An 18,205-nucleotide genomic window follows, 5' to 3' on the forward strand; every position below is an offset into this window, starting at 1 on the left:
TAAGCAAGCAGGAAACCATTCACGTGGATTACCTCAACAGGTCTAGCTGAAACATTGGTTGATGAGTATGGAAAACCGTGAGGCCTGGTGCTGAACTCTTTCTCGCTTAATCTAAATCCCTTACTTCACCCTGGACAGCTTCCCCGGCCTCGGCATGTAGTATTCTCCGCTTTGAATCAGCTTCTGAATCTGTTCGAGCACGAGCTCCCTGTCAAAGCCTTTCTCCACAGCCTTCTTAACGAGCTCACTTCTCTCTATCTCGCCTACCTCATCCAGCAGCTGATCCATGAATGCTTTCAAAGCCTTTATCTTCTCTCTTCTCGCAGCCGAAATGCCTGTCTCCAAAATATCTATGTCCAGAGTTTTGGATTCAATATCGTATCCTACTTTGACAAGGGTGTTAAGCGTAAGCCTGATTGCTTCCTGAGCATCCTCCTCGGTTGCCTTCTGCTTCAAAGCCATTTTAGCATGGGCTTCGGTAAGCCTTATCAATGCTTCAAGCTGCCTCGGGGTTATCGCGATCGCGGTCGGCTTCCCAGCCTCCGCTGGCACCGATGCCATTCTCATGCTGACGTAGAAGTCTTCAAGCAGCTTCTTAGCCTCAGGCGTCAGCTGGGGTCTTATATATCTTCTCGCGTAGCTAACATATTTTTTCAGAAGTTGAGGATCGATCTGAGGCCTCGCCTTCTCAATATCGCTGTGAACCTCTAGTATGTGCTTCGCCAGCAACCTATCCCTTTCCTTGTTCGGAATATCCTGGATGACGAATATCAGGTCAAACCTTGAGAGGATTGTTGGAGGGAGATCAATGTTCTTGCTAACAGGCTGGGTTAAATCATATCTTCCAAACTTAGGGTTGCCGGCGGCCAAGACAGAGGCCCTTGCGTTAAGCCTTGCCACTATCCCAGCCTTGGCTATGCTGACGGTCTGCTGTTCAAGGGCTTCGTGAATAGCGCTCCTATCCTCCTCCCTCATCTTATCTATTTCATCGATGCATGCTACTCCCCCATCTGCTATCACAAGCGCACCTGCTTCAAGATAGTACTCGCCTGTGGTCTTCTCCCTTAACACTGTCGCGGTTAAGCCGGCGGCAGTGGATCCCTTACCGCTGGTGTATAATCCTCGGGGAGCAATTCTTGAAGTATACTGTAGGAGCTGGGATTTAGCAGTGCCGGGGTCGCCTACGAGTAGGACGTGTATATCTCCCCTTATCCTAGTCCCGTCCTCCATGATCTTGGGAACACCGCCGAATAGGAGGAGGGCTATGGCTTCCTTCACATCCCAGTGCCCATATATTCCTGGGGCAATGCTCGCAATGATCTTCTCCCTGATCCACGGGTCTCTGGCAAGCTCCTTAATCTTCTCCTCATCCTCCCTTGTAATCTCTATCTCCTCGAGAATCTTCTGCTGAACATCAACATGGTTAGCGTCCACGTAGAAGGAGAATAATGGTTTAAGCCCGATCGGTTTCTGGAGGGAGGCTATAGGGGCTACCCTTAGCACCCCGGTAACGATCACCCTGTCCCCTGGCCTTGCGACATCGATTAAGTCTCCGGTTAGAATGACTTCAACGCTCCTGGGCATCTGGCCGGGCGGTATCTCCTCAGGCTTCTCCTGAACCACTATTTTCTGCCAATCTATGAATTTGCTTTTCTCCGGCACAAGCTCCAATCTAACTGGGCGGTGACAATGTAAGCAGTAAGGAGGTCTTTCAAGCCTCTCCCCCATCTCTCCTTTCTCAGGATAGAGGAATTCATGCAACTCCCCAGTATCCGGGTCCACATGCCTATAGTATGCTTTAACAATCCTAGCCTCCACTCTTGAGACTCTTGTAACGATTCCTTCGAGAGCGACGAGCTTGCCGATGTGCTCGCTGTTCAGCTCTCTTATTTTGAAAATCCTTGGAGGGTTGCGGAATCTAGGGTAGAATTTCTCAACAGTTTCAGCATACTCAGGGTAGCTCTTCCTCATTATCTCCATAATAGCTTGACTCGCGATTTCTAAACCCTTGTCAGGATTCTCGGAGATGAACCTGGCGAGCTCCCTGTTGAAAAGGATGATATCGTCGAAGTCGATGACAAGGCTTTTCTGATTCATGTAGACCATGTGTCTTATTCTCTCCTGATACTTAGCAACACCATCCCTGGTTTGAAATCTTTCAAGGAATTTGCGAAACTCTATTAAAGAGTCGAACTCTTTATCCTTTGAGGATTGAACCTCCATGTTTACCCCTCATGCGGAGATTTTTGAGATGTAGGTTGAGAATGGTTTTCAAATCAAGGTATAGTTGTTTCTCCTCCTCGCTCATTTTTTCGCTAATATCCTGCGGAATATCCATCAGGTTGAGAAGGTTAATGATCTTCGTAATTCTTTCCCTAGTTAACGCATCGTAGAACTCGCTGTATGATTTAAGTGTTTCAGCCTGGGCTCTCCAGTCCGGGCTGGTTCTCAAGCTTTCCTCAAGCTTGCTGATTACCTGCTTCAACCTGTTGTAGAAGTACCCGTTCAGCTTGGTTAGTTGCGGCTTCTTCGACTGGGTTTCCTCGAGGTAGACTATCTGTGACAACTTCTCCACGGTAACATCCGGCTCCTTAACCCTGCACACGTTCATCGATTCAAGCCTTGAAGCCATCCACCTGGGCACAGTGTACTCTGAGCCTTTCATCAGCTCCACGTAGCTCTCTTCGAGAAAAATCTTCAAACCATCAGATACGACTTCAATCTTCACGCTTTCCTCCTGAAAATCCCTGCTCATGAACTTGAAAACCAGTTCTTCAACCAGTTCGAGTAGACCGGTCAATTTAACAGCCCTTAAACAGTGATTTGTGGAAATCTCTTTATTTACCAATCAATCCATTATTATAGGATTGGATTTAAACCGTTGAGCCAGAGGTGGAGTGTTTGAGCGAGATAGAGCTTCTCTGGACCGAAAAATATAGGCCGAGGACTTTGGACGAGGTTGTGAACCAGTCGGAGATTGTTGCTAGGCTTAAGAAGTTTGTTTCAGACAGGAACATGCCCCATATGCTTTTCGCCGGCCCTCCGGGTACTGGGAAGACTACGATGGCTCACTGCCTCGCTCACGATCTCTACGGGGATAATTACAGGCAGTTCATCCTAGAGCTTAATGCTTCGGATGAGAGAGGTATAGAGGTTATTAGGAGCAAGGTTAAAGAGTTCGCCAGGACCCGTGTTATGGGAGAGGTGCCTTTCAAAATAATCCTGCTTGACGAAGCCGACAACATGACTGCTGACGCTCAGCAAGCGTTGAGGAGGCTCATGGAGCTTTACACAGCGTCAACGAGATTCATATTGATAGCTAACTACCCGAGCAAGATCATAGAGCCCATCCAGAGCAGGACAGCGGTTTTCAGGTTTACCCCGTTGAAAAGGGAGGATGTTGTTGAAAGATTAAAGTACATATGCAGTAATGAAAAGGTTAAGTGCCATGAAGACGCGTTAAACACTATCTTTGAGCTTTCAGAAGGAGACATGAGGAGAGCTATAAACATTCTTCAAGCATCAGCAGCGCTGGGCGAGGCAACCGTTGAGAACGTCTACAAGGTTGTCGGGCTCGCACACCCCCGTGAGGTTCGCGAGATGATTCAGCTAGCTCTCTCAGGCAACTTCGCCGAGGCTAGAAACAAGCTTAGAACCCTTATGATCACCTATGGTTTAAGCGGGGTAGACGTTGTCAAGCAAATACACAAGGAGATATTCAGCAGTGACATAAAGATTCCTGATGAGATAAAGATCGTGATAGCCGACCTCGTAGGCGAGATCCAGTTCAGGCTTGTAGAAGGCGCTGACGACGAGATACAGTTGAACACTCTCTTAGCGAGGCTAGCCTTGATAGGCAAGAAGTTTAAGCCAGGGTGAAGCCTTGAGCATAGCACTCCCATGGATTATTAAGTATAGGCCGAAGACGATAGATGATGTTGTAAACCAGGAGGAAGCGAAGCAGGCTTTTCTAAACTGGTTGGACAACTGGGGTAAGCCAGGCCAGAAGAAGGCAGCCCTCCTGCACGGGCCGGCTGGGTGCGGGAAAACCAGCCTGGTGGAGGCGGTTGCCCGTAGTAGAGGATACCAATTGTTTGAGATGAACGCGAGCGATTTCCGGCGTAAAAGCGATATCGAGGGAATTGCAAGAATTGCTGCACAGACCTCGGGTTTGGCAAGCAAGAGGAAGATAATCCTTCTCGACGAGGTTGACGGGATTAACACGAAGGCTGATGAAGGAGGTATTGAAGCAATCATAGAGTTGATCAATGTGTCCAGGAACCCGGTGGTAATGACCGCTAACAACCCGTACTCTAAGAATCTTCTACCGCTCCGCCAAAACGTGCTGGAAATACCTATGAAGAGATTGACTGAGACCAATGTCGTAGCGGCTTTGAAGAAGATATGTAGTGCCGAGAAGATCGAGTGCAACGATGAAGCATTGAGGGAGATCGCGAAGAGGAGTGAGGGAGATTTGAGAAGCGCTATCAACGACCTCCAAGCTATCGCAGAAACCTATGGGAGGGTAACCCTTGAGCTTGTTAAATCCTTTGTAGTCTACAGGGATAGGCAGTACGCCCCGTATGAGGCATTGCAGAAGCTGTTTAACGCTAAATACTTGTTCCAGGCGAGAGACGCTCTCACTTCAACCGATCTCGACTACGATGAATTATTCCTATGGCTGAACGAGCACATTCCCACATACTACGAGGACCCGGAGGAAGTGGTGAGAGCTTATGAAGCCTTAAGCAGGGCTGATGTTTACTATGGAAGAATAATCAGAAGGGGACAATGGGATCTCTTATCATACATGTATGATATGATGGGGCCTGGCGTAGCCTTTGCCAGGAAGGTTTACAAGTATAGGTTCAAACCCTTCAGAGCCCCTGTCAGGAAGAGGCAGCTGAGCGAGACCAGGAGGTCGAGAGAGGTGAGAGAGGCCCTTGCAGAGCACCTTGCCTCAAGGCTTCTAGCAAGCAAGGCAACCGTTAAGACCGAGGTGATCCCGTACCTGCAAGTGATTTTCAAGTATAATCCAAGGTATGCAGCCAGGATTGCGAGAGGCTACAGCTTGAGCGAGGAACACATCAATTGGCTAGCAGGGTCCAAGGCATCCGAGGTAACCGGCTATATGAAGAGAGGCGAGAAGGCGCGTGAGAGAAGAAGGGAGGGTTAAAGCCCTAGCTGAATCTTCTTTCTAATCAACTCGTCAAGGTATCTTTCCAAAACGTCGAGAGGGCCGTAGGGCAGGGTTATTAAGGTTGACCGCCCTCTCTGGCCCTTCCCGCTTGAACGTGCCTGTATAATGCCCGCCCGGCTCAGGTTCATAACGTATTCGTAAACCTGGGTATGCTTTCTCGGCGCCTCACCATAGAATTCACACACAGCATTGTACTCGTCCTCAACCTCCCCCATTTTCAGCTCGCTTCGACCGGTTTTCCTAAGAAGCTTTACAATGCTGAGAAGTATGAGTAGTTCGTGAATCGGGCTGTCCCTTATGGCTTCGCTCACGGTTAGTATTTCTCTCGAAGTACTCATTATAGCCTTCCTAACATCCTCAACGGTTATCCGGCTCCTTCCCTCAGCTTCAGCAGAGCTGCCGGCTACGTGAAGTATTTCTAAAGCATGCCTGGCGTTGCCTCCCCCACCCTTATCCCAGCCTTCGAAGTCCGCGATGAATTTTAATACTTCATCATCGTAGCTTCCCTCATACATGGATTCCCCTGCCCTGTACTTTAGAATGTCGAATAATTGTTGAGAAGTGTAAGGATTCAGCTTCACCAAGTGTCTCAGCAGGTATCCCTCCGTTGTTGGGTCGAGGAAGCCTAGTTTCACAGGGTCTATAGCTATGAAGATGAAGTTTAGCCTTCTAAACAATTCCTCCGCGTCATACGTTCTCACTATGAAGTATACCGCGTCAGGCCCGGATATGTTGGCGAAGTAGTGGAATTCGTCTAGAGTTATGATAGCGTACTCATCCCTCTCGTCCAGGTGGTTTAGGATGAGATCGTACATCTCCTTGCTTGAGAGCCCCCTAGGCGGCACCGGAACATCTAGTTGTCTTCCAATGTCGGCTATAACGTTGTAAAGGCTTCTATTCCTGTGGCAGTTAACGTGCGCGTATCTCACCCTATATCCTTTCTCAGCGGCAAGCCGGGTGAAATCCCTGCCGAAAACCTTGGCTAAAGCGGTTTTACCTGTTCCAACTCTCCCGGTTATCAATACTCTCTGAGAGATGGAACCCGGGGTTGTGACCAAGTGCTTGAAGTAGCTTGCAAGAGCTTTCAGCTCCTTATCCCTGTGCGGAAGCTGGCCTGGTATGTACTCGGGGGATAGGCTTTCACGGCTTTTGAAAATGCTCGGTTTTTCAAGCTCCTCCTCGATGATCTTCCACGTATCCCTGTTCTCCAAATAAACCACGCCGAAACTTTCACTTATCTATATTCCACACGATATTTAAAAACCGGTTCGCAATACCCTAATCCACCGTAGACGTTGAGACTAACGGTTTCAATGAAGAGGCAGGTCGGGGATTCAGGCGAGTGCTCGACACCTCTCTCCTTCAGAAAGTTTATAAGCCTGTTCCATAAGGCTTCGCTGTAACCTCTCACCCCTCTTACCCGTAGTTTCAACTTAACCATTCGGAGACCCTGGAGCAGGCTGTCCACGCACTGGAGGAAGTGGTCGAAGTCTTCAATCAAACCAGTGCACTGCACAGGTATAATGTTTTCTACAAACCCGTACTCCCTGAAAACCACTGCTCTGTAAGCCCTATCTGGTGTCAAAACCCTACTATACACTAGTAGCACTCCTGGATACGGGGTTTTCTCAATCCTCAGCTCAGGGTCTTTCCTGAAGACAATATTACCCACCTCTTCCTCACACCACTCATCGCATCCCTGCCTACATGTAACCAATAAAACAGGGTTTTCCGTGCGCGATCCTCCCTCCGACCTGGCTGGTTTCCCGTTAAACCATCTCTATTACACTATATTACCGCATGGAAATACTTAACCTTGAAACAAATTCCTCGCACGTGACCGATCCTACAGCTTTAGCGTCCTTCAAGCCTTAAACAACCGTGTGCTACGCTCAAATGGTGAGAGGTAATAGGAAAAGATAGTATATCAGGGTGTTCACCACCGTCACCAGTACCCCGGCCCTGACAAACTCCTTGAAGGACAAGGTAGTCTTGTATCTCGACTCAAGGTACTCCATAATGATTATGTTAGATGCAGCGCCAAGCGGCATAAGGTTTCCAGCTATGGTAGACATAGAGGCAAGAGCTAGCCATTCAGGAATACTGCTTCCTGTACACCCAATGTTTTTCAAATAACCAATATACAGGTTGACAAAAGGCACGTTGCTGAGGACCTGGCTTATCAGTAGTGATGAGAGAGTTACCGAGGCTATTGATAAAGCGGAGCCGCAGCCCCCGAGGGACAGAAGGTTTAAAACAGGCTGAATAATCCCGCTCCTCCAAATTCCTTCTGTAGTGATGAACATGGTTATGAAAAACATTACAGTGCCCCAGTCAACCCTTAAAAGCGATTCCCGAGGGTTTGTCGTAAATATGTAAATTCCTGCCGCGATAACGAATGGGATGAAACCCTTCTCGCTGATATGAGGCATCCCGTACAAGGCTAGGAAATCGTTGACTACGAGTGCGATGATCGCTGTAACCAGTCCGACAAGGGCTAGCACAGCATCCCTCCTAGATCTCAAGTACTCTGATGGTATTGAGGCTATCTCAATTCTCTCATTTCTAATACCATAGATTTTTATCAAGAGTAGCGGGGTTACGATAAGGTTTACAAGCGTGGGGATTGTTAAATAGTACATGAAGACTGGGAAAGGGGCTTGAAGACCGCTGTTAATGCTTATCAACATGTTCTGAGGGTTCCCTATAGGCGTCATTACTGAGCCTATCGTTAAGGAGAAGGCGAGCAGTATAAATGAGAAGGATAGCGGTGTTTGAGCGACTCTTGCCACCGTGTACGCGATAGGAGGCCCCATCAAGGCCACGGTATCGTTCACGGTGAACGCGGCGAGTAGTCCGTAGAGAATTGAGGAGCCGAGGATTAAGCCGTATCGGCTTCTAAACCTCGAGATGAACGCGTAGGAAATATACTCTAAAAGCCCCGAGGATTCTGCAAGTCCGACTATGCTAAACATTCCGATCAGGAAGAGAATGACATTTAAGTCGATTATAACCCCGAGCTCATCCAATGAGACAAGCTCTGTTAAAACACTAATAAATGATGCGAAAGCCATGAAGCTCCAAATAGGGATTCTGAGAAGCCTTGTCCTAGCGACTAAGGGTAGGATAATCAGTAATACTAGTAGAGCACCTATTGCTTGATGGAATCCCATATCCATAAGCAAACCCTCTCAACAAGCATTCACTACTTGTTGATACTGCTAATCACTGGGTTATTATGAAGATCTATAAAGAAGTTTAAAACGATCTCGACCCTTTCCTCTGGTGGTCAGCGAGTGAGCTAGGGGAAATACTTTGACAACGAGTGAAATCTCCAGCTTGAACAATTACACAATGCAAACGCGTTAAAGTGCGAAGAAAGCGTTCATTCTATTCGGGGGAATCACTGTGTAGGCTTGCTCCTAGCGATCCACTCTTTCCTATACTTCCACATTGAGGGAGGCGTCCACAGTATCCAGGCTGGAATAGCCTTGATAAACTCGTATGCTTCCTCCCAGCCCTCCAAGCCTAGTTTCTCCGCAAGCTCTTCAAGACCCATGGGTGTTTTCAAATACTCTCTCAACACTGCCAGGACTTTTTCATCTATAACTATTTCCTTATCCCTTACTTTCACGACATATTCTGCAGCACCACTCACGTCAATCACCTTTAAACAGCATAATCCAACCCTGATAATAGTTATCAAGGTTTAAAATTATTGCCTCCTTACAAACTATTTTATACGGGCTCATGTATAATGATTTCCCTGGCGTGAACACCATGAGCTTCCAAATACCTGTTGGAGAAGTATGCGAGGAGGAATTTAAAGTCCTCGATGTTCACACGGCGAAGCATGTTGGAAGCGGGGATGTATCGGTTCTTTCAACACCAAGCATGATCGCGTTCATGGAGGGTGTGGCTTTAAGGTGTCTTCAAAAACACCTCCCCGAGGAATACACGAGTGTTGGAGTCCTCGTCAATGTTAAACACCTTAACCCGGCTCCATCGAATTCTGTGGTGAAGGTGAAAGCCTCAATCACCAGTGTCGAGGGAAGAAAGGTAGTGTTCAGCGTTCAAGCAACATATAAGGACATGGTCATTGGCGAAGGAGTGCATGAGAGATTCATTGTAAACCGGAAGAGGTTTGCCGACAAGATACGGGAGATACTTTCTTCGTAAAAGGCGGTAATGGGGCCGCCGGGATTTGAACCCGGGATCACCGGCGCTCCGGGCTTACCTGGCCAGCGGGGTAATCACCCCAGGCCGGCATCCTAGCCAGGCTAGACTACGGCCCCTATCCTACATGAAAATATTAATGAAGATTTAAAACTGTTTTCATTTCTAATTATCGAATACTTTCGCCTATGTGGTTTAGTATTTAAGCCTTTTGGCATATAATACATTAATTGTTTAATTAAAATCTTCACCTATTACTTGTTGAAAAGTTATGGAGATTTTTAATTGTTTGTTTCAAGTATTATTGGCCCAGTATCTTAACACTCGGTAATACCAAATTAATACCTATCGGTGATCCTGATGCCCGTGCGATACATCTGTGGGAACTGTGGATACATACTCTCCGTGTTCTACGAGGTTGGACAGGATTATTACGGGGTTCCAACGCCCGAGGAGGTTTACAGGATTCACGGCGGGATTTGCCCTAGGTGTAAGCACGATCTCTCTATGCCAAGCCTGAACGATATCCGAATTGCGAGCGCCAAGAAATATGTGGCAGGGAGCAAGATACCTGTTGCTGATAGGAGAGAAGTACCTATTCATCACTAACCTGCTTTTATAAACAATTCTTCTATAATGCTGAAATCATATGTTTTCTTGTAGTGTTTCAATTTCTCAACTACTATTGAAGGATTCCATTTGAAATAATCTATTAATGCTTCTTTAAACGGGGATCTAAATACTAGGTGTGAGAAAACGCTTGTAACATTCCGCGGGGTGTTAGATCTCCTCGCGCTCTCCCAATCGATAAGCACCAGCCTGTTTCCACATACTAGGATGTGGTCGCCGGGCCTGTTCAGCTCTCCATGGTCTATTCTAATTCTGTCTAGAATGTTCAATTTCTCCAGTAATGTTCTGAGCATGGAGGTTAGAACCGGTAAGTCTCCTCTTAAAACACTGTTCTCGACGAAGTCGTCGAAGGGCGTGCAGTCCCAGGGTGGGAAGTACTCTCGGAAAATATAGTCATCATGCTCGATAAACAGTCTTGGAGCTAATCCTGTCTCACAAGCCTGCTTCATCATTAATGCCTCATGCCTTAAACTATCCCTACGGCTGTCAAGCCTCCGAAGCTTCAAAGCTCCTAAGCCATGTCTAGGATGCTTAGCCAGCACGACAACCCCGGAATAGCCTTTTCCAACAAGCCTTAACCCATGGAAGCTCCAGCCTGTTTCAAGTAAGTATGTGAAGCCGTCAGATATGAGATTGTTCAGTCTTTGTTCAAGAACACTGCAGTTTGAAAGTGGGAAGCAGACTATTCTAGCCACGAACTCATCCGGCCTGGCTAGCCAGTGCACTTCGCCATCCACGATGGTTTCTTCAAAACAAACTCCATCAACCAAGCATATCCTCCTTTCTCCGCGATCTCCCTCATTATTTCAGGGCTAAGTTTTGAAACACGGGGGTTCAGAGGTTTTAAATGAGGCGGAGAGTTGTACTCCTTAACTAACTCCTTCAAAGCATCTACTATATCGGATATTTCACGCCTTCTCAACGACCTGAGCCTGCCGTCTTTACCAATCCAGGGGCCGTACTCGTTTTTAGAGTGTTTGGATATGAAGTTTTCACTCCTGTCTTTGATTGTTACCTTGGGTCCAACATACAGCTTGTAGTCTGGAGTGGAGCAGAATGATGCTTCTAACATGATGTAAGCAGTGTCTTTCTCGTTAGACCATGCTGACGAATCTATGACTTCGAAATCACGATTCTCCAGCAAGTTGACAACGTTTGTTTCAACCCGCTGAAGCTCTCCCCAGAGGACATCAGGGGGCGGTGCTTCAGGGAGATCGTATTTCAAAACCACCAAGCACCTATCCGCGGAGTGTTTAACGATCTCGTCCAGCGGAGCCGGCTGGGGCTCGGCGGTGAAGAACTCGATGCTTGGGTTGCTCAGGAAGCATCTTGCGCCCAGGATGAATGTTGAAAGGGTTTTCAGGCTAACGTTAGCGGTAACGTTTCTTAAAGGATCCACGGGGTCCGGCATGTAGATGACGGACTCAGGGTATTTCCTACGCAGCTTCTTTTTCAACACCTCCCAGTCAGCATTATCGAGCGTGTTAATGTATGCTGGTATCTCCCAGTTAGAGGCTTCTTCAAGGGTTCTTCTAAAAGACCTGTATTTTGCAATGAGGAGTTCTACCGCGTACCCGCTGAAACCCTTCGTTTTAAGCTCAGCACCGTACACGCCAATAGTCTTCATGAATTTTTTCAGAAGCCTAACCTGGTCCTTGTCCTCAGGGGTGAGTGTTTTATTAACGTATTGAGTGTGGAACGGGGTTCTATCGACCGCTGACACTATCTTACCAGGGTCTGAGACTTTGAAGGCTGGCACGAGGTCCGCTTCCACACCGTTAAGGAATACTCTCACGTACGGGTGCTCGGCAAACCTCAGCTCGTACTTCCCTATCTCCCTGGCGGCTTCCAATAGTATGTTGAAACCTTTAACTCTAAGCTCTTCCAGGGTCATCGTGGTGGGGAAGAGCACGAAGACGTCTAGATCCCTGTCCCCTGAAAGCCATGTATCATGCGCTATACTACCCTGAAGCGTAACCTCTACCTGAACTCCGGAGCTAGCAGCCTTCTCCTCAATCTTCTCCGCGATCCTTTTGTAAGCGTTCTCAACGAGTTCGTACTCCTCTCTCCTAGGCTTAAGCATTTCTAGAACTTTTTTCTCAACATCCATGTCTTCTCCACCTTTACTGCTTGAACACTTCGCTTTCCTGCTAATCCAGTGCTTTATAGCATATGTCCGTGTAAATAGGTCCTCTCGGAGTGAGCGTGCTCTTCTTTAAAACTATTCTTTCAACAGGGGTTACACCGAAGTCAGCGTCCTTGAATTCATCTACAAGCTTGACAAGCTTATCCACCCCCCTCCCGCTCTTAACTCTCAGCAGTGTTATGTGAGGAGTGAACTCCTCCCTATCTGCCGGTATTCTCAGCCTGCGTAGCTCCTTCTCAACCATGTCGTGCAACATAGCGACCTCGCTGGAACCCTCGGCGACCCCGGCCCACACTACTCTAGGCCTGTGAATGGTTGGGAAGACCCCTATTCCTTTAACATGCATATCGAATCTCGAATGCTTAAGGCTTGCCAGGATGTTGCATACTTCTTCAACAACACTCCCCGGTACCTCTCCGATGAAACGGAGGGTTAAATGGATGTTTTCATCTTCAACAGGCTTCACGTCCGCGCCGCTTGAAGCTATCAAGTCCCTGATCCTGATTAAACCCCTTAATACTTCCTGGTTCTCAATCTCTATTGCTATGAAAACTCTAAGTAAATCCTCCTTCATCGAGAACCCATCCCACATCTCAAATTATAATCCTTTACGCTTATATACTGTATAAAAAGACTGGTGAGCGTTTTTGAAACTAATCCTGGTCGTAGGCATGCCTGGTGCGGGCAAGACCGTGGTTATCGATGTCGCCAGGGAGCTCGGGTTTAAAATATACAGCATGGGCGACGTGGTTAGGGAGGAAGCATTGAAGCGTTTCAAAGAGATAACGCCGGAAACCATGGTTAAAACATCTGTATTGCTGAGGCAGGAGCATGGTCCAAGAATTATTGCTTTGAGAACCATTGAGAAGATTGATAGAAGCCTGGACACGGTAGTAATAGATGGAGCGAGAAGCCTGGAGGAGCTGGACGAGTTCAGGAAGCTGGGGGAGACCGTAATAGTCGCGGTTCACGCTTCACCTAGGACGAGGTTTCAGAGACTGCTTGAGAGACGTAGGAGCGGTGACCCAGCGACTTACGAGGAGTTTTTGAAAAGAGACATGGTTGAACTAGGATTTGGCGTGGGAAACCTGATCGCTCTAGCTGACTATATGATTGTTAACGAGTCCGGCCTTGACGAGCTAAGGAGGAAGGCTTTAGAACTATTCTCTAAGCTGGTGAGGAGTAATGGTTAAGGTAGAGGTGGAGGCCGAGGTTAGACCAACCGAGGATGTTGAGAAAGTTAAGAAGGCAGTGGAGAACGTGTACTCAGGGGATCTTGTACTGGTAGGTGAGGGCTACAGGCTTCTCAAGGGTGTGTCAATGGATTTGCGCTCTCTTGAGCCTTTGAGAAAGCTTATCAGGACGCAGCAGATAGAGCCGGCTGCTAAATCGTATCTTCTCAGGAGAATCAGCGATGGAGAGCTAACTATTCTACTGCATAAGCAGGCTGCTTTCGCCTCTAAAATCTCGTTCATTGATGATGCTAAGGAGTCACCGCTCGGCCCGATTAAAATCCATATAATCAATGACAACCTAGAGGAAGTGGTTAACTACTTAACAGGCTAGACCCCATAACGGTTTCAGAACCTTTCCCCATTTTTCAACACATGAGCTTTCCCCGGGGTTCAAAACATCGCTAAAGGATAAGCGACATGTAATCGCGAGCAACTACTACGTTCTCGTGGAATCTTGAAGCATCAACGTACAGCTCGTTCTCATCCGAGTACCGGGCACTGATGTGTGTTAAAACCAGCAGTTTAACCCCTGCCCTGGAAGCAATCATTGCGGCATCGCCCGAGGTGGAGTGTCCCTGCTCATGGGCTTCCTCCCTCATCGCGCTCGTGAAAGTTGCTTCGTGAATAAGGATGTCAGCGTTTCTAGAGTATTCTATAGTGCTCGACGAGGGCCCGGTATCCCCTGTGTAGCTTATCACGTGCTTGCCTGCTCTAACAAGGAATCCGTGAGCGGGGATGGAGTGCGCTACCGGGTAGGGTATGACCGTTATTTTCTCATCGCTGTACTCTCTTCCCTCCTCAACATCCACGAAGTTTAACTGGAAATCAATATTCATCAATCGGAGCTCCATGTACTTCTCTATTAGATTGAAGAGATCCCTCGGTGCCACAATGTTTAACGCTTCCTTCCTGTTTGAGAGATGCATTGTCTGGAGGAGGCCGAACAAGCCTAGGTAGTGATCCCCGTGGAGATGTGTGATGAAAACTGTTTTAACTTTAAGCGGGCTTAAACCGGTTTTAAACATTCTCGACTGGCATCCTTCCCCAACATCTAAGAGGTAAATATTGGAGTCAGCCTTCAACGCTATGCACGGCAACCCCCTGTTTATGGGTATGGCAGCCCCTGTTCCCAGCATGTAAATCCTAACGTTCAAACATTCTTCACCACGTAGACAACCCTGATTAACCCGCTGTGGACGTAATCATAATATTTCTCTACAAGATTTAATCCTGTACAGGCTATTTTATCATCGATAAAGTCTTCGAGAAACAGTGGTGCAAGGAAGGATGCATACCTATTCCTCCCCAGCCATGACGGTATTTTCTCAATAAACTGCGAGTAGATGGAGGCAACATCCTCGCCGTGAGTGCTAGCCCCTCTTCCATAAGGCGGGTCTGTCGCGACAGCGTCAATGCTTGATAGATTTACTTGAGTGGAATCTCCGAGCACTGGTATGGCGTTTGCCTTGTAGTGCCTCAGGTTTTTCTCCATCCCGTGCACGAGACTCCAGTCGAGCTCTATTGCGATAGGGTGTATGCCGATTGCCGAGGCGATTATCGGTATTGTGCCTGTGCCGGCGAAAGGATCTGCCAGCACGCCTCCCTCCCTGGCTCTTGCAAGATTTATCAATGCTTTCGCAAGCCTCGGGTTTAAAGCTATGCTCCTGTCGAAAGGCTTGTAAAAACCTTTTCCCAGGCCTGGAAGACTATCCTTGTGCCCATGGGTCTTCACACCTAGGAAAACAGCTCCGCTGGAGAAGATCAACCGGTACTCGCATCCTTTCGAGTAGGATGTGCTGAGCCCTGTTGACTTGGATATCAGTAACACATAGTTCTCCACGGTGTTTTTCCCAACAGTTCTCTTCATGATGGAAATGTGTAGCCAACCCTGTGGAACCGGGCTGGGTAGATGGAAACTGAGGGAAGGGTTTTCAGTGTCGTCCACACCTATAAGGATGCCTGCTTCCTTTAAGAAACCGCTTCTCTCCATGACTCTGTCGAGAATTCTTGGGGTCACCTTGCCGGTGCATACCATGGTGGTGCAGCTCAACCCACCCTTACATCCATAGGTTTCGAGAAGGGCTTTCAACTCGCCAGTGCTTAAGAATTCGTTAGACCCGTTAAGCACGAAATATACTGGTGTTTCCTCACCATATGGGGGCGGCGGATTCTCAATACATGTGGATCGGGATTGCTTAACGTCTTGTTTCTCGCTCAACCTGTTCCAGCACCTTTTCAACAGCTTCCGCTAGTCTCCTGGAGACGTCTGTGTACTCTACTAAATCATCTCGAATCCTGGACGCGAGAGTGTCTGCTAGGATAATCTTCTTCACACCTGCGGCACGTATTTTCTCCAGCGCGTTTCCGAGCATAAGGCCGTGCGTGGCGGCTACGATTATTGATGAAGCCCCGTTCTCTAGGAGTAGTTTCGAAGCCTCAGCTATTGTGCCGCCAGTGCTTATGATATCGTCCACTATGACGATGTCCTCCCCACTTATCCTTATCTCGCGCGGCTGGTATGACACCTGCCCTGTCACCCTGTCCCGGGTTTTCACCAAATAGTCGAACCTTAAGCCTAGCTTAACAGCAGCGTACTCCGCTCTCTTAAGAGCTCCCTTGTCAGGAGCTATGACAATAGGGTTTGAGGAGTACTTGAGAGCTTCCTGAACGAGAAGGTCTGAGACGAGAAGATTTACAGCCTTTCCCTGAAACTCCGCCAGCTTCTCCGGGCTGTGCGAGTCAACCGTTACCAGCCCGGTGGCTCCAGCATTCCGCAGGGTTTTCAGAACGATGCTGAAGGAAACAGGCTCCCCGGGCAGGAAAAGCTTGTCCTGCCTCGAATACGCAAGGTACGGTAGGACTAGTTTAACGTCTACCGCCCCAGCTCTTGTGCAGGCGTCAACAAGCATTAAGGTTTCCATAATGCTCTTGTCCTGACCGGGGTACATAGTGTTAACCACCACAGCGGTCTTAGCGCTCAGCAGCTCCGGGTTTTCAATCCTCACGTACTGCTCGCCGTCTGGGAACTCCTTCCAGTAAACCTTAGCTAATGGATAGTTCAGGATTGAAGCTATTCTCGCCGCTTGCTCCGAGTAATTTCTACCAGGCACGATCACAGCGCTCATTAAACCACTCCTAGTTCAACTTATAAGGCTTTATTCATAAAAACCCTTATAGTGAGACCTAATGGGTTTCGATCCTGACGGGCCAGGCGTTAAGGAAGCGGTTCTCTGGGAGCCTTTGCCGGGGGGTAGAGTGAAGTGTAATCTGTGTCACAGGCGTTGCGTTATCGTGCAGGACGCGTACGGTGCCTGCGGCGTGAGGTATAACCACAAGGGCAGGCTTTACACTTTAGTGTATGGCATGCTCACAGCAGCCAACCCCGACCCTATTGAGAAGAAGCCGCTGATGCACTTCCACCCCGGTGCGTATGTTTTCTCGATTTCAACGGTAGGGTGTAATTTCTACTGCAAGTTCTGCCAGAACTGGGTGTTGAGCCAGGCGCGCAGGGAAAGGGTTTACGGCGAGCTCTTCACGCCGGAGGAGGTGGTGGAGCTGGCTGTTTCCAAAGGCTGTGTGGGCGTAAGCTACACTTACAACGAGCCCACAATATTCTTCGAGTTCATGCACGATGTTGCCTCGCTAGCTAAGAAGAAGGGATTGTTCAACACTATTGTGACGAATGGTTACATGACGCCCGAGGCGATCAGTTTGCTTGCCGGGCTGATAGATGCTGCTACTGTTGACTTTAAAGCATCAGGCAACAGGGAATTCTACAGGAAGTACATGGGTGTCCCGGATCCAGAGCCCATATTTAGCTCAATCCTTGAAATGAAGAAGCATGGATGGTGGATTGAGATAACTGATTTAATCGTGCCCGAGGTCGGCGATGAAGAAGGGGATTTGAAAAGGCTTGCAGAATGGGTTAGGGATAATTTAGGCCCTGAAACACCCTTCCACCTTTTAAGATTCCACCCGGAGTACTTGCTTAACGATCTACCGCCGACTCCTGTGAAGACTTTGGAGAGGCTGTCGGAGCTTGCATTGGAGACAGGTTTGAAACACGTGTATATTGGAAACGTCTGGGGTCACAGGCTTGAGAACACGTACTGTCCTTCCTGCGGCAGCCTGGTTGTTGAGAGGAAGGGGTTTTTCATTACCAAGTGGAGGTTGACAAGCGATTTCAAGTGTCAAGCATGTAATTATCAATTAAACTTTAAAGGAGTTTTCCACGGTTCTAAATCAAGAGAGTACTTGATGTGGTGGTGAAAATCCCCTACTACATTATTGTCCTAGGCACGGCGGGGAGTGGCAAGACCACTTTGACAAGCATGTTGATGAGCTATCTTGACTCTCATCAAATGGATGTAGCCACGGTGAACCTTGACCCCGCTGTCGATGACCTTCCCTACAATCCAGACGTTGATATTAGGGAGTGGGTGGATGCTCGGGAAGTGATGGCTAAGCAGGGTCTTGGACCTAACGGCGCGTTAATAGCCTCCGTTGACATGCTTGCCCTTAACATCAGCGAGTTGAAGGATCAGGTGGATTCTCTGAAATCGAACTACGTTATAATTGATACGCCGGGTCAGCTGGAGATATTTGCCTTCAGGGATTCAGGGCCTGTTGTCTTGAGAACTATAATAGGGGATTCGAAAGCAGTGTCGCTCTTCCTGATCGATGGCTTGTACGCGCTGAAACCCAGCAACCTGTTCTCGGCGATGTTGCTGTCTGCTTCAACATTTTTCAGGATAAAGTATCCGCAGATTAATGTCTTCACCAAGATAGACCTGCTCTCCGAGGCCGAGTACTCCGGAC

The 18,205-nt window shown here is 48.1% G+C and carries 20 protein-coding genes and 1 tRNA gene; 8 read left to right on the plus strand and 13 right to left on the minus strand.

What is annotated here, in order from left to right:
- Positions 1-120: 120 nt before the first annotated feature.
- Complete coding sequence (gene mcm / locus AC3OH0_RS05750) at positions 121-2,223, minus strand: minichromosome maintenance protein MCM (RefSeq protein WP_193436133.1); 2,103 nt, start codon at positions 2,221-2,223, stop codon at positions 121-123.
- A complete protein-coding gene (gene gins23 / locus AC3OH0_RS05755) occupies positions 2,198-2,800 on the minus strand; it encodes a DNA replication protein Gins23 (protein WP_193436132.1) in 603 nt (200 codons plus the stop codon). The genes mcm and gins23 overlap by 26 nt, the downstream gene beginning before the upstream one ends.
- A gap of 92 nt (positions 2,801-2,892) precedes the next feature.
- Here gins23 and AC3OH0_RS05760 point away from each other — a divergent pair, with 92 nt between their 5' ends.
- Together AC3OH0_RS05760 and AC3OH0_RS05765 are read left to right on the plus strand one after the other, a co-directional pair.
- A complete protein-coding gene (locus AC3OH0_RS05760; RefSeq protein ID WP_498345092.1) occupies positions 2,893-3,879 on the plus strand; it encodes a replication factor C small subunit in 987 nt (328 codons plus the stop codon).
- A gap of 4 nt (positions 3,880-3,883) precedes the next feature.
- Positions 3,884-5,176: a replication factor C large subunit gene (locus tag AC3OH0_RS05765; protein WP_498345093.1), complete on the plus strand. Its 1,293-nt coding sequence runs from the start codon at positions 3,884-3,886 to the stop codon at positions 5,174-5,176.
- On the opposite strand, the gene AC3OH0_RS05770 is transcribed toward AC3OH0_RS05765, so the two are convergent.
- The 4 genes from AC3OH0_RS05770 to AC3OH0_RS05785 all read right to left on the minus strand — a co-directional run bounded on the left by AC3OH0_RS05770 (position 5,173) and on the right by AC3OH0_RS05785 (position 8,858).
- Positions 5,173-6,411 carry an ORC1-type DNA replication protein gene (locus AC3OH0_RS05770; protein WP_498345094.1) on the minus strand — a complete coding sequence of 413 codons (1,239 nt, stop codon included), beginning with the start codon at positions 6,409-6,411 and terminating at the stop codon, positions 5,173-5,175. The genes AC3OH0_RS05765 and AC3OH0_RS05770 overlap by 4 nt on opposite strands.
- A 23-nt stretch (positions 6,412-6,434) precedes the next feature.
- The gene (locus AC3OH0_RS05775) at positions 6,435-6,917 is read right to left on the minus strand and encodes a hypothetical protein (protein WP_498345095.1); all 483 of its coding nucleotides are present in this window, start codon (positions 6,915-6,917) and stop codon (positions 6,435-6,437) included.
- Between the two features lie 175 nt (positions 6,918-7,092).
- Positions 7,093-8,379 carry an ArsB/NhaD family transporter gene (locus AC3OH0_RS05780; RefSeq protein ID WP_498345096.1) on the minus strand — a complete coding sequence of 429 codons (1,287 nt, stop codon included), beginning with the start codon at positions 8,377-8,379 and terminating at the stop codon, positions 7,093-7,095.
- Positions 8,380-8,603: 224 nt separating this feature from the next.
- Positions 8,604-8,858, minus strand: coding sequence for a hypothetical protein (locus tag AC3OH0_RS05785; protein WP_193436127.1), 255 nt, complete (start codon positions 8,856-8,858; stop codon positions 8,604-8,606).
- 122 nt (positions 8,859-8,980) lie between these two features.
- Here AC3OH0_RS05785 and AC3OH0_RS05790 point away from each other — a divergent pair, with 122 nt between their 5' ends.
- Positions 8,981-9,379: a thioesterase family protein gene (locus AC3OH0_RS05790; protein WP_193436974.1), complete on the plus strand. Its 399-nt coding sequence runs from the start codon at positions 8,981-8,983 to the stop codon at positions 9,377-9,379.
- Between the two features lie 10 nt (positions 9,380-9,389).
- Here the strand turns inward: AC3OH0_RS05790 and AC3OH0_RS05795 are convergent.
- Positions 9,390-9,495, minus strand: a tRNA-Pro gene (locus AC3OH0_RS05795).
- A 241-nt stretch (positions 9,496-9,736) separates the two neighbouring features.
- Between AC3OH0_RS05795 and AC3OH0_RS05800 the strand changes: the two genes are divergently transcribed.
- A complete protein-coding gene (locus AC3OH0_RS05800) occupies positions 9,737-9,985 on the plus strand; it encodes a hypothetical protein (protein WP_193436988.1) in 249 nt (82 codons plus the stop codon).
- On the opposite strand, the gene AC3OH0_RS05805 is transcribed toward AC3OH0_RS05800, so the two are convergent.
- From AC3OH0_RS05805 to thpR, 3 genes are read right to left on the minus strand one after another with little or no spacing between them, the layout of a single operon-like run.
- A complete protein-coding gene (locus AC3OH0_RS05805) occupies positions 9,982-10,776 on the minus strand; it encodes a serine/threonine protein kinase (RefSeq protein ID WP_498345097.1) in 795 nt (264 codons plus the stop codon). The two genes, AC3OH0_RS05800 and AC3OH0_RS05805, sit on opposite strands and share 4 nt — an antisense overlap.
- Positions 10,719-12,116, minus strand: coding sequence for a CCA tRNA nucleotidyltransferase (gene cca, locus AC3OH0_RS05810; RefSeq protein ID WP_193436125.1), 1,398 nt, complete (start codon positions 12,114-12,116; stop codon positions 10,719-10,721). Before cca ends, AC3OH0_RS05805 begins: the two co-directional genes overlap by 58 nt.
- Before the next feature lie 40 nt (positions 12,117-12,156).
- Positions 12,157-12,726, minus strand: a complete 570-nt coding sequence (gene thpR / locus AC3OH0_RS05815; protein ID WP_498345098.1) for an RNA 2',3'-cyclic phosphodiesterase — start codon at positions 12,724-12,726, stop codon at positions 12,157-12,159.
- Positions 12,727-12,799: 73 nt separating this feature from the next.
- Here thpR and AC3OH0_RS05820 point away from each other — a divergent pair, with 73 nt between their 5' ends.
- Both AC3OH0_RS05820 and AC3OH0_RS05825 read left to right on the plus strand, forming a co-directional pair.
- The gene (locus tag AC3OH0_RS05820; RefSeq protein WP_193436123.1) at positions 12,800-13,345 is read left to right on the plus strand and encodes an AAA family ATPase; all 546 of its coding nucleotides are present in this window, start codon (positions 12,800-12,802) and stop codon (positions 13,343-13,345) included.
- Positions 13,338-13,718 (plus strand): RNA-binding domain-containing protein, encoded by a 381-nt coding sequence (locus AC3OH0_RS05825; protein ID WP_498345099.1) that lies wholly within the window; start codon positions 13,338-13,340, stop codon positions 13,716-13,718. Before AC3OH0_RS05820 ends, AC3OH0_RS05825 begins: the two co-directional genes overlap by 8 nt.
- Before the next feature lie 70 nt (positions 13,719-13,788).
- Here AC3OH0_RS05825 and AC3OH0_RS05830 read toward each other — a convergent pair whose 3' ends face one another.
- The 3 genes from AC3OH0_RS05830 to prs are packed head-to-tail and all read right to left on the minus strand — an operon-like array spanning position 13,789 to position 16,512.
- On the minus strand, positions 13,789-14,541 hold the full coding sequence (locus AC3OH0_RS05830) for a ribonuclease Z (RefSeq protein WP_193436121.1): 753 nt from the start codon (positions 14,539-14,541) through the stop codon (positions 13,789-13,791).
- On the minus strand, positions 14,538-15,605 hold the full coding sequence (locus tag AC3OH0_RS05835) for a TRM11 family SAM-dependent methyltransferase (RefSeq protein ID WP_498345100.1): 1,068 nt from the start codon (positions 15,603-15,605) through the stop codon (positions 14,538-14,540). Before AC3OH0_RS05835 ends, AC3OH0_RS05830 begins: the two co-directional genes overlap by 4 nt.
- Positions 15,583-16,512: a ribose-phosphate diphosphokinase gene (gene prs, locus AC3OH0_RS05840; RefSeq protein ID WP_498345101.1), complete on the minus strand. Its 930-nt coding sequence runs from the start codon at positions 16,510-16,512 to the stop codon at positions 15,583-15,585. Before prs ends, AC3OH0_RS05835 begins: the two co-directional genes overlap by 23 nt.
- Positions 16,513-16,573: 61 nt before the next feature.
- Here prs and amrS point away from each other — a divergent pair, with 61 nt between their 5' ends.
- Together amrS and AC3OH0_RS05850 are read left to right on the plus strand one after the other, a co-directional pair.
- On the plus strand, positions 16,574-17,656 hold the full coding sequence (gene amrS, locus AC3OH0_RS05845) for an AmmeMemoRadiSam system radical SAM enzyme (protein WP_498345102.1): 1,083 nt from the start codon (positions 16,574-16,576) through the stop codon (positions 17,654-17,656).
- A partial coding sequence (locus AC3OH0_RS05850; protein ID WP_498345103.1) for an ATP/GTP-binding protein occupies positions 17,647-18,205 on the plus strand: 559 nt, incomplete at its 3' end. The genes amrS and AC3OH0_RS05850, both read left to right, overlap by 10 nt.

The organism is Thermosphaera sp., assembly GCF_059755995.1.

Coding starts and splice junctions, on each gene's coding strand:
- mcm (WP_193436133.1), bottom strand. CDS start 2,223: ATGGAGGTTCAATCCTCAAAGGATAAAGAGTTCGACTCTTTAATAGAG.
- AC3OH0_RS05780 (WP_498345096.1), bottom strand. CDS start 8,379: ATGGATATGGGATTCCATCAAGCAATAGGTGCTCTACTAGTATTACTG.
- AC3OH0_RS05790 (WP_193436974.1), top strand. CDS start 8,981: ATGAGCTTCCAAATACCTGTTGGAGAAGTATGCGAGGAGGAATTTAAA.
- AC3OH0_RS05800 (WP_193436988.1), top strand. CDS start 9,737: ATGCCCGTGCGATACATCTGTGGGAACTGTGGATACATACTCTCCGTG.
- cca (WP_193436125.1), bottom strand. CDS start 12,116: ATGGATGTTGAGAAAAAAGTTCTAGAAATGCTTAAGCCTAGGAGAGAG.
- thpR (WP_498345098.1), bottom strand. CDS start 12,726: ATGAAGGAGGATTTACTTAGAGTTTTCATAGCAATAGAGATTGAGAAC.
- AC3OH0_RS05825 (WP_498345099.1), top strand. CDS start 13,338: ATGGTTAAGGTAGAGGTGGAGGCCGAGGTTAGACCAACCGAGGATGTT.
- prs (WP_498345101.1), bottom strand. CDS start 16,512: ATGAGCGCTGTGATCGTGCCTGGTAGAAATTACTCGGAGCAAGCGGCG.
- amrS (WP_498345102.1), top strand. CDS start 16,574: ATGGGTTTCGATCCTGACGGGCCAGGCGTTAAGGAAGCGGTTCTCTGG.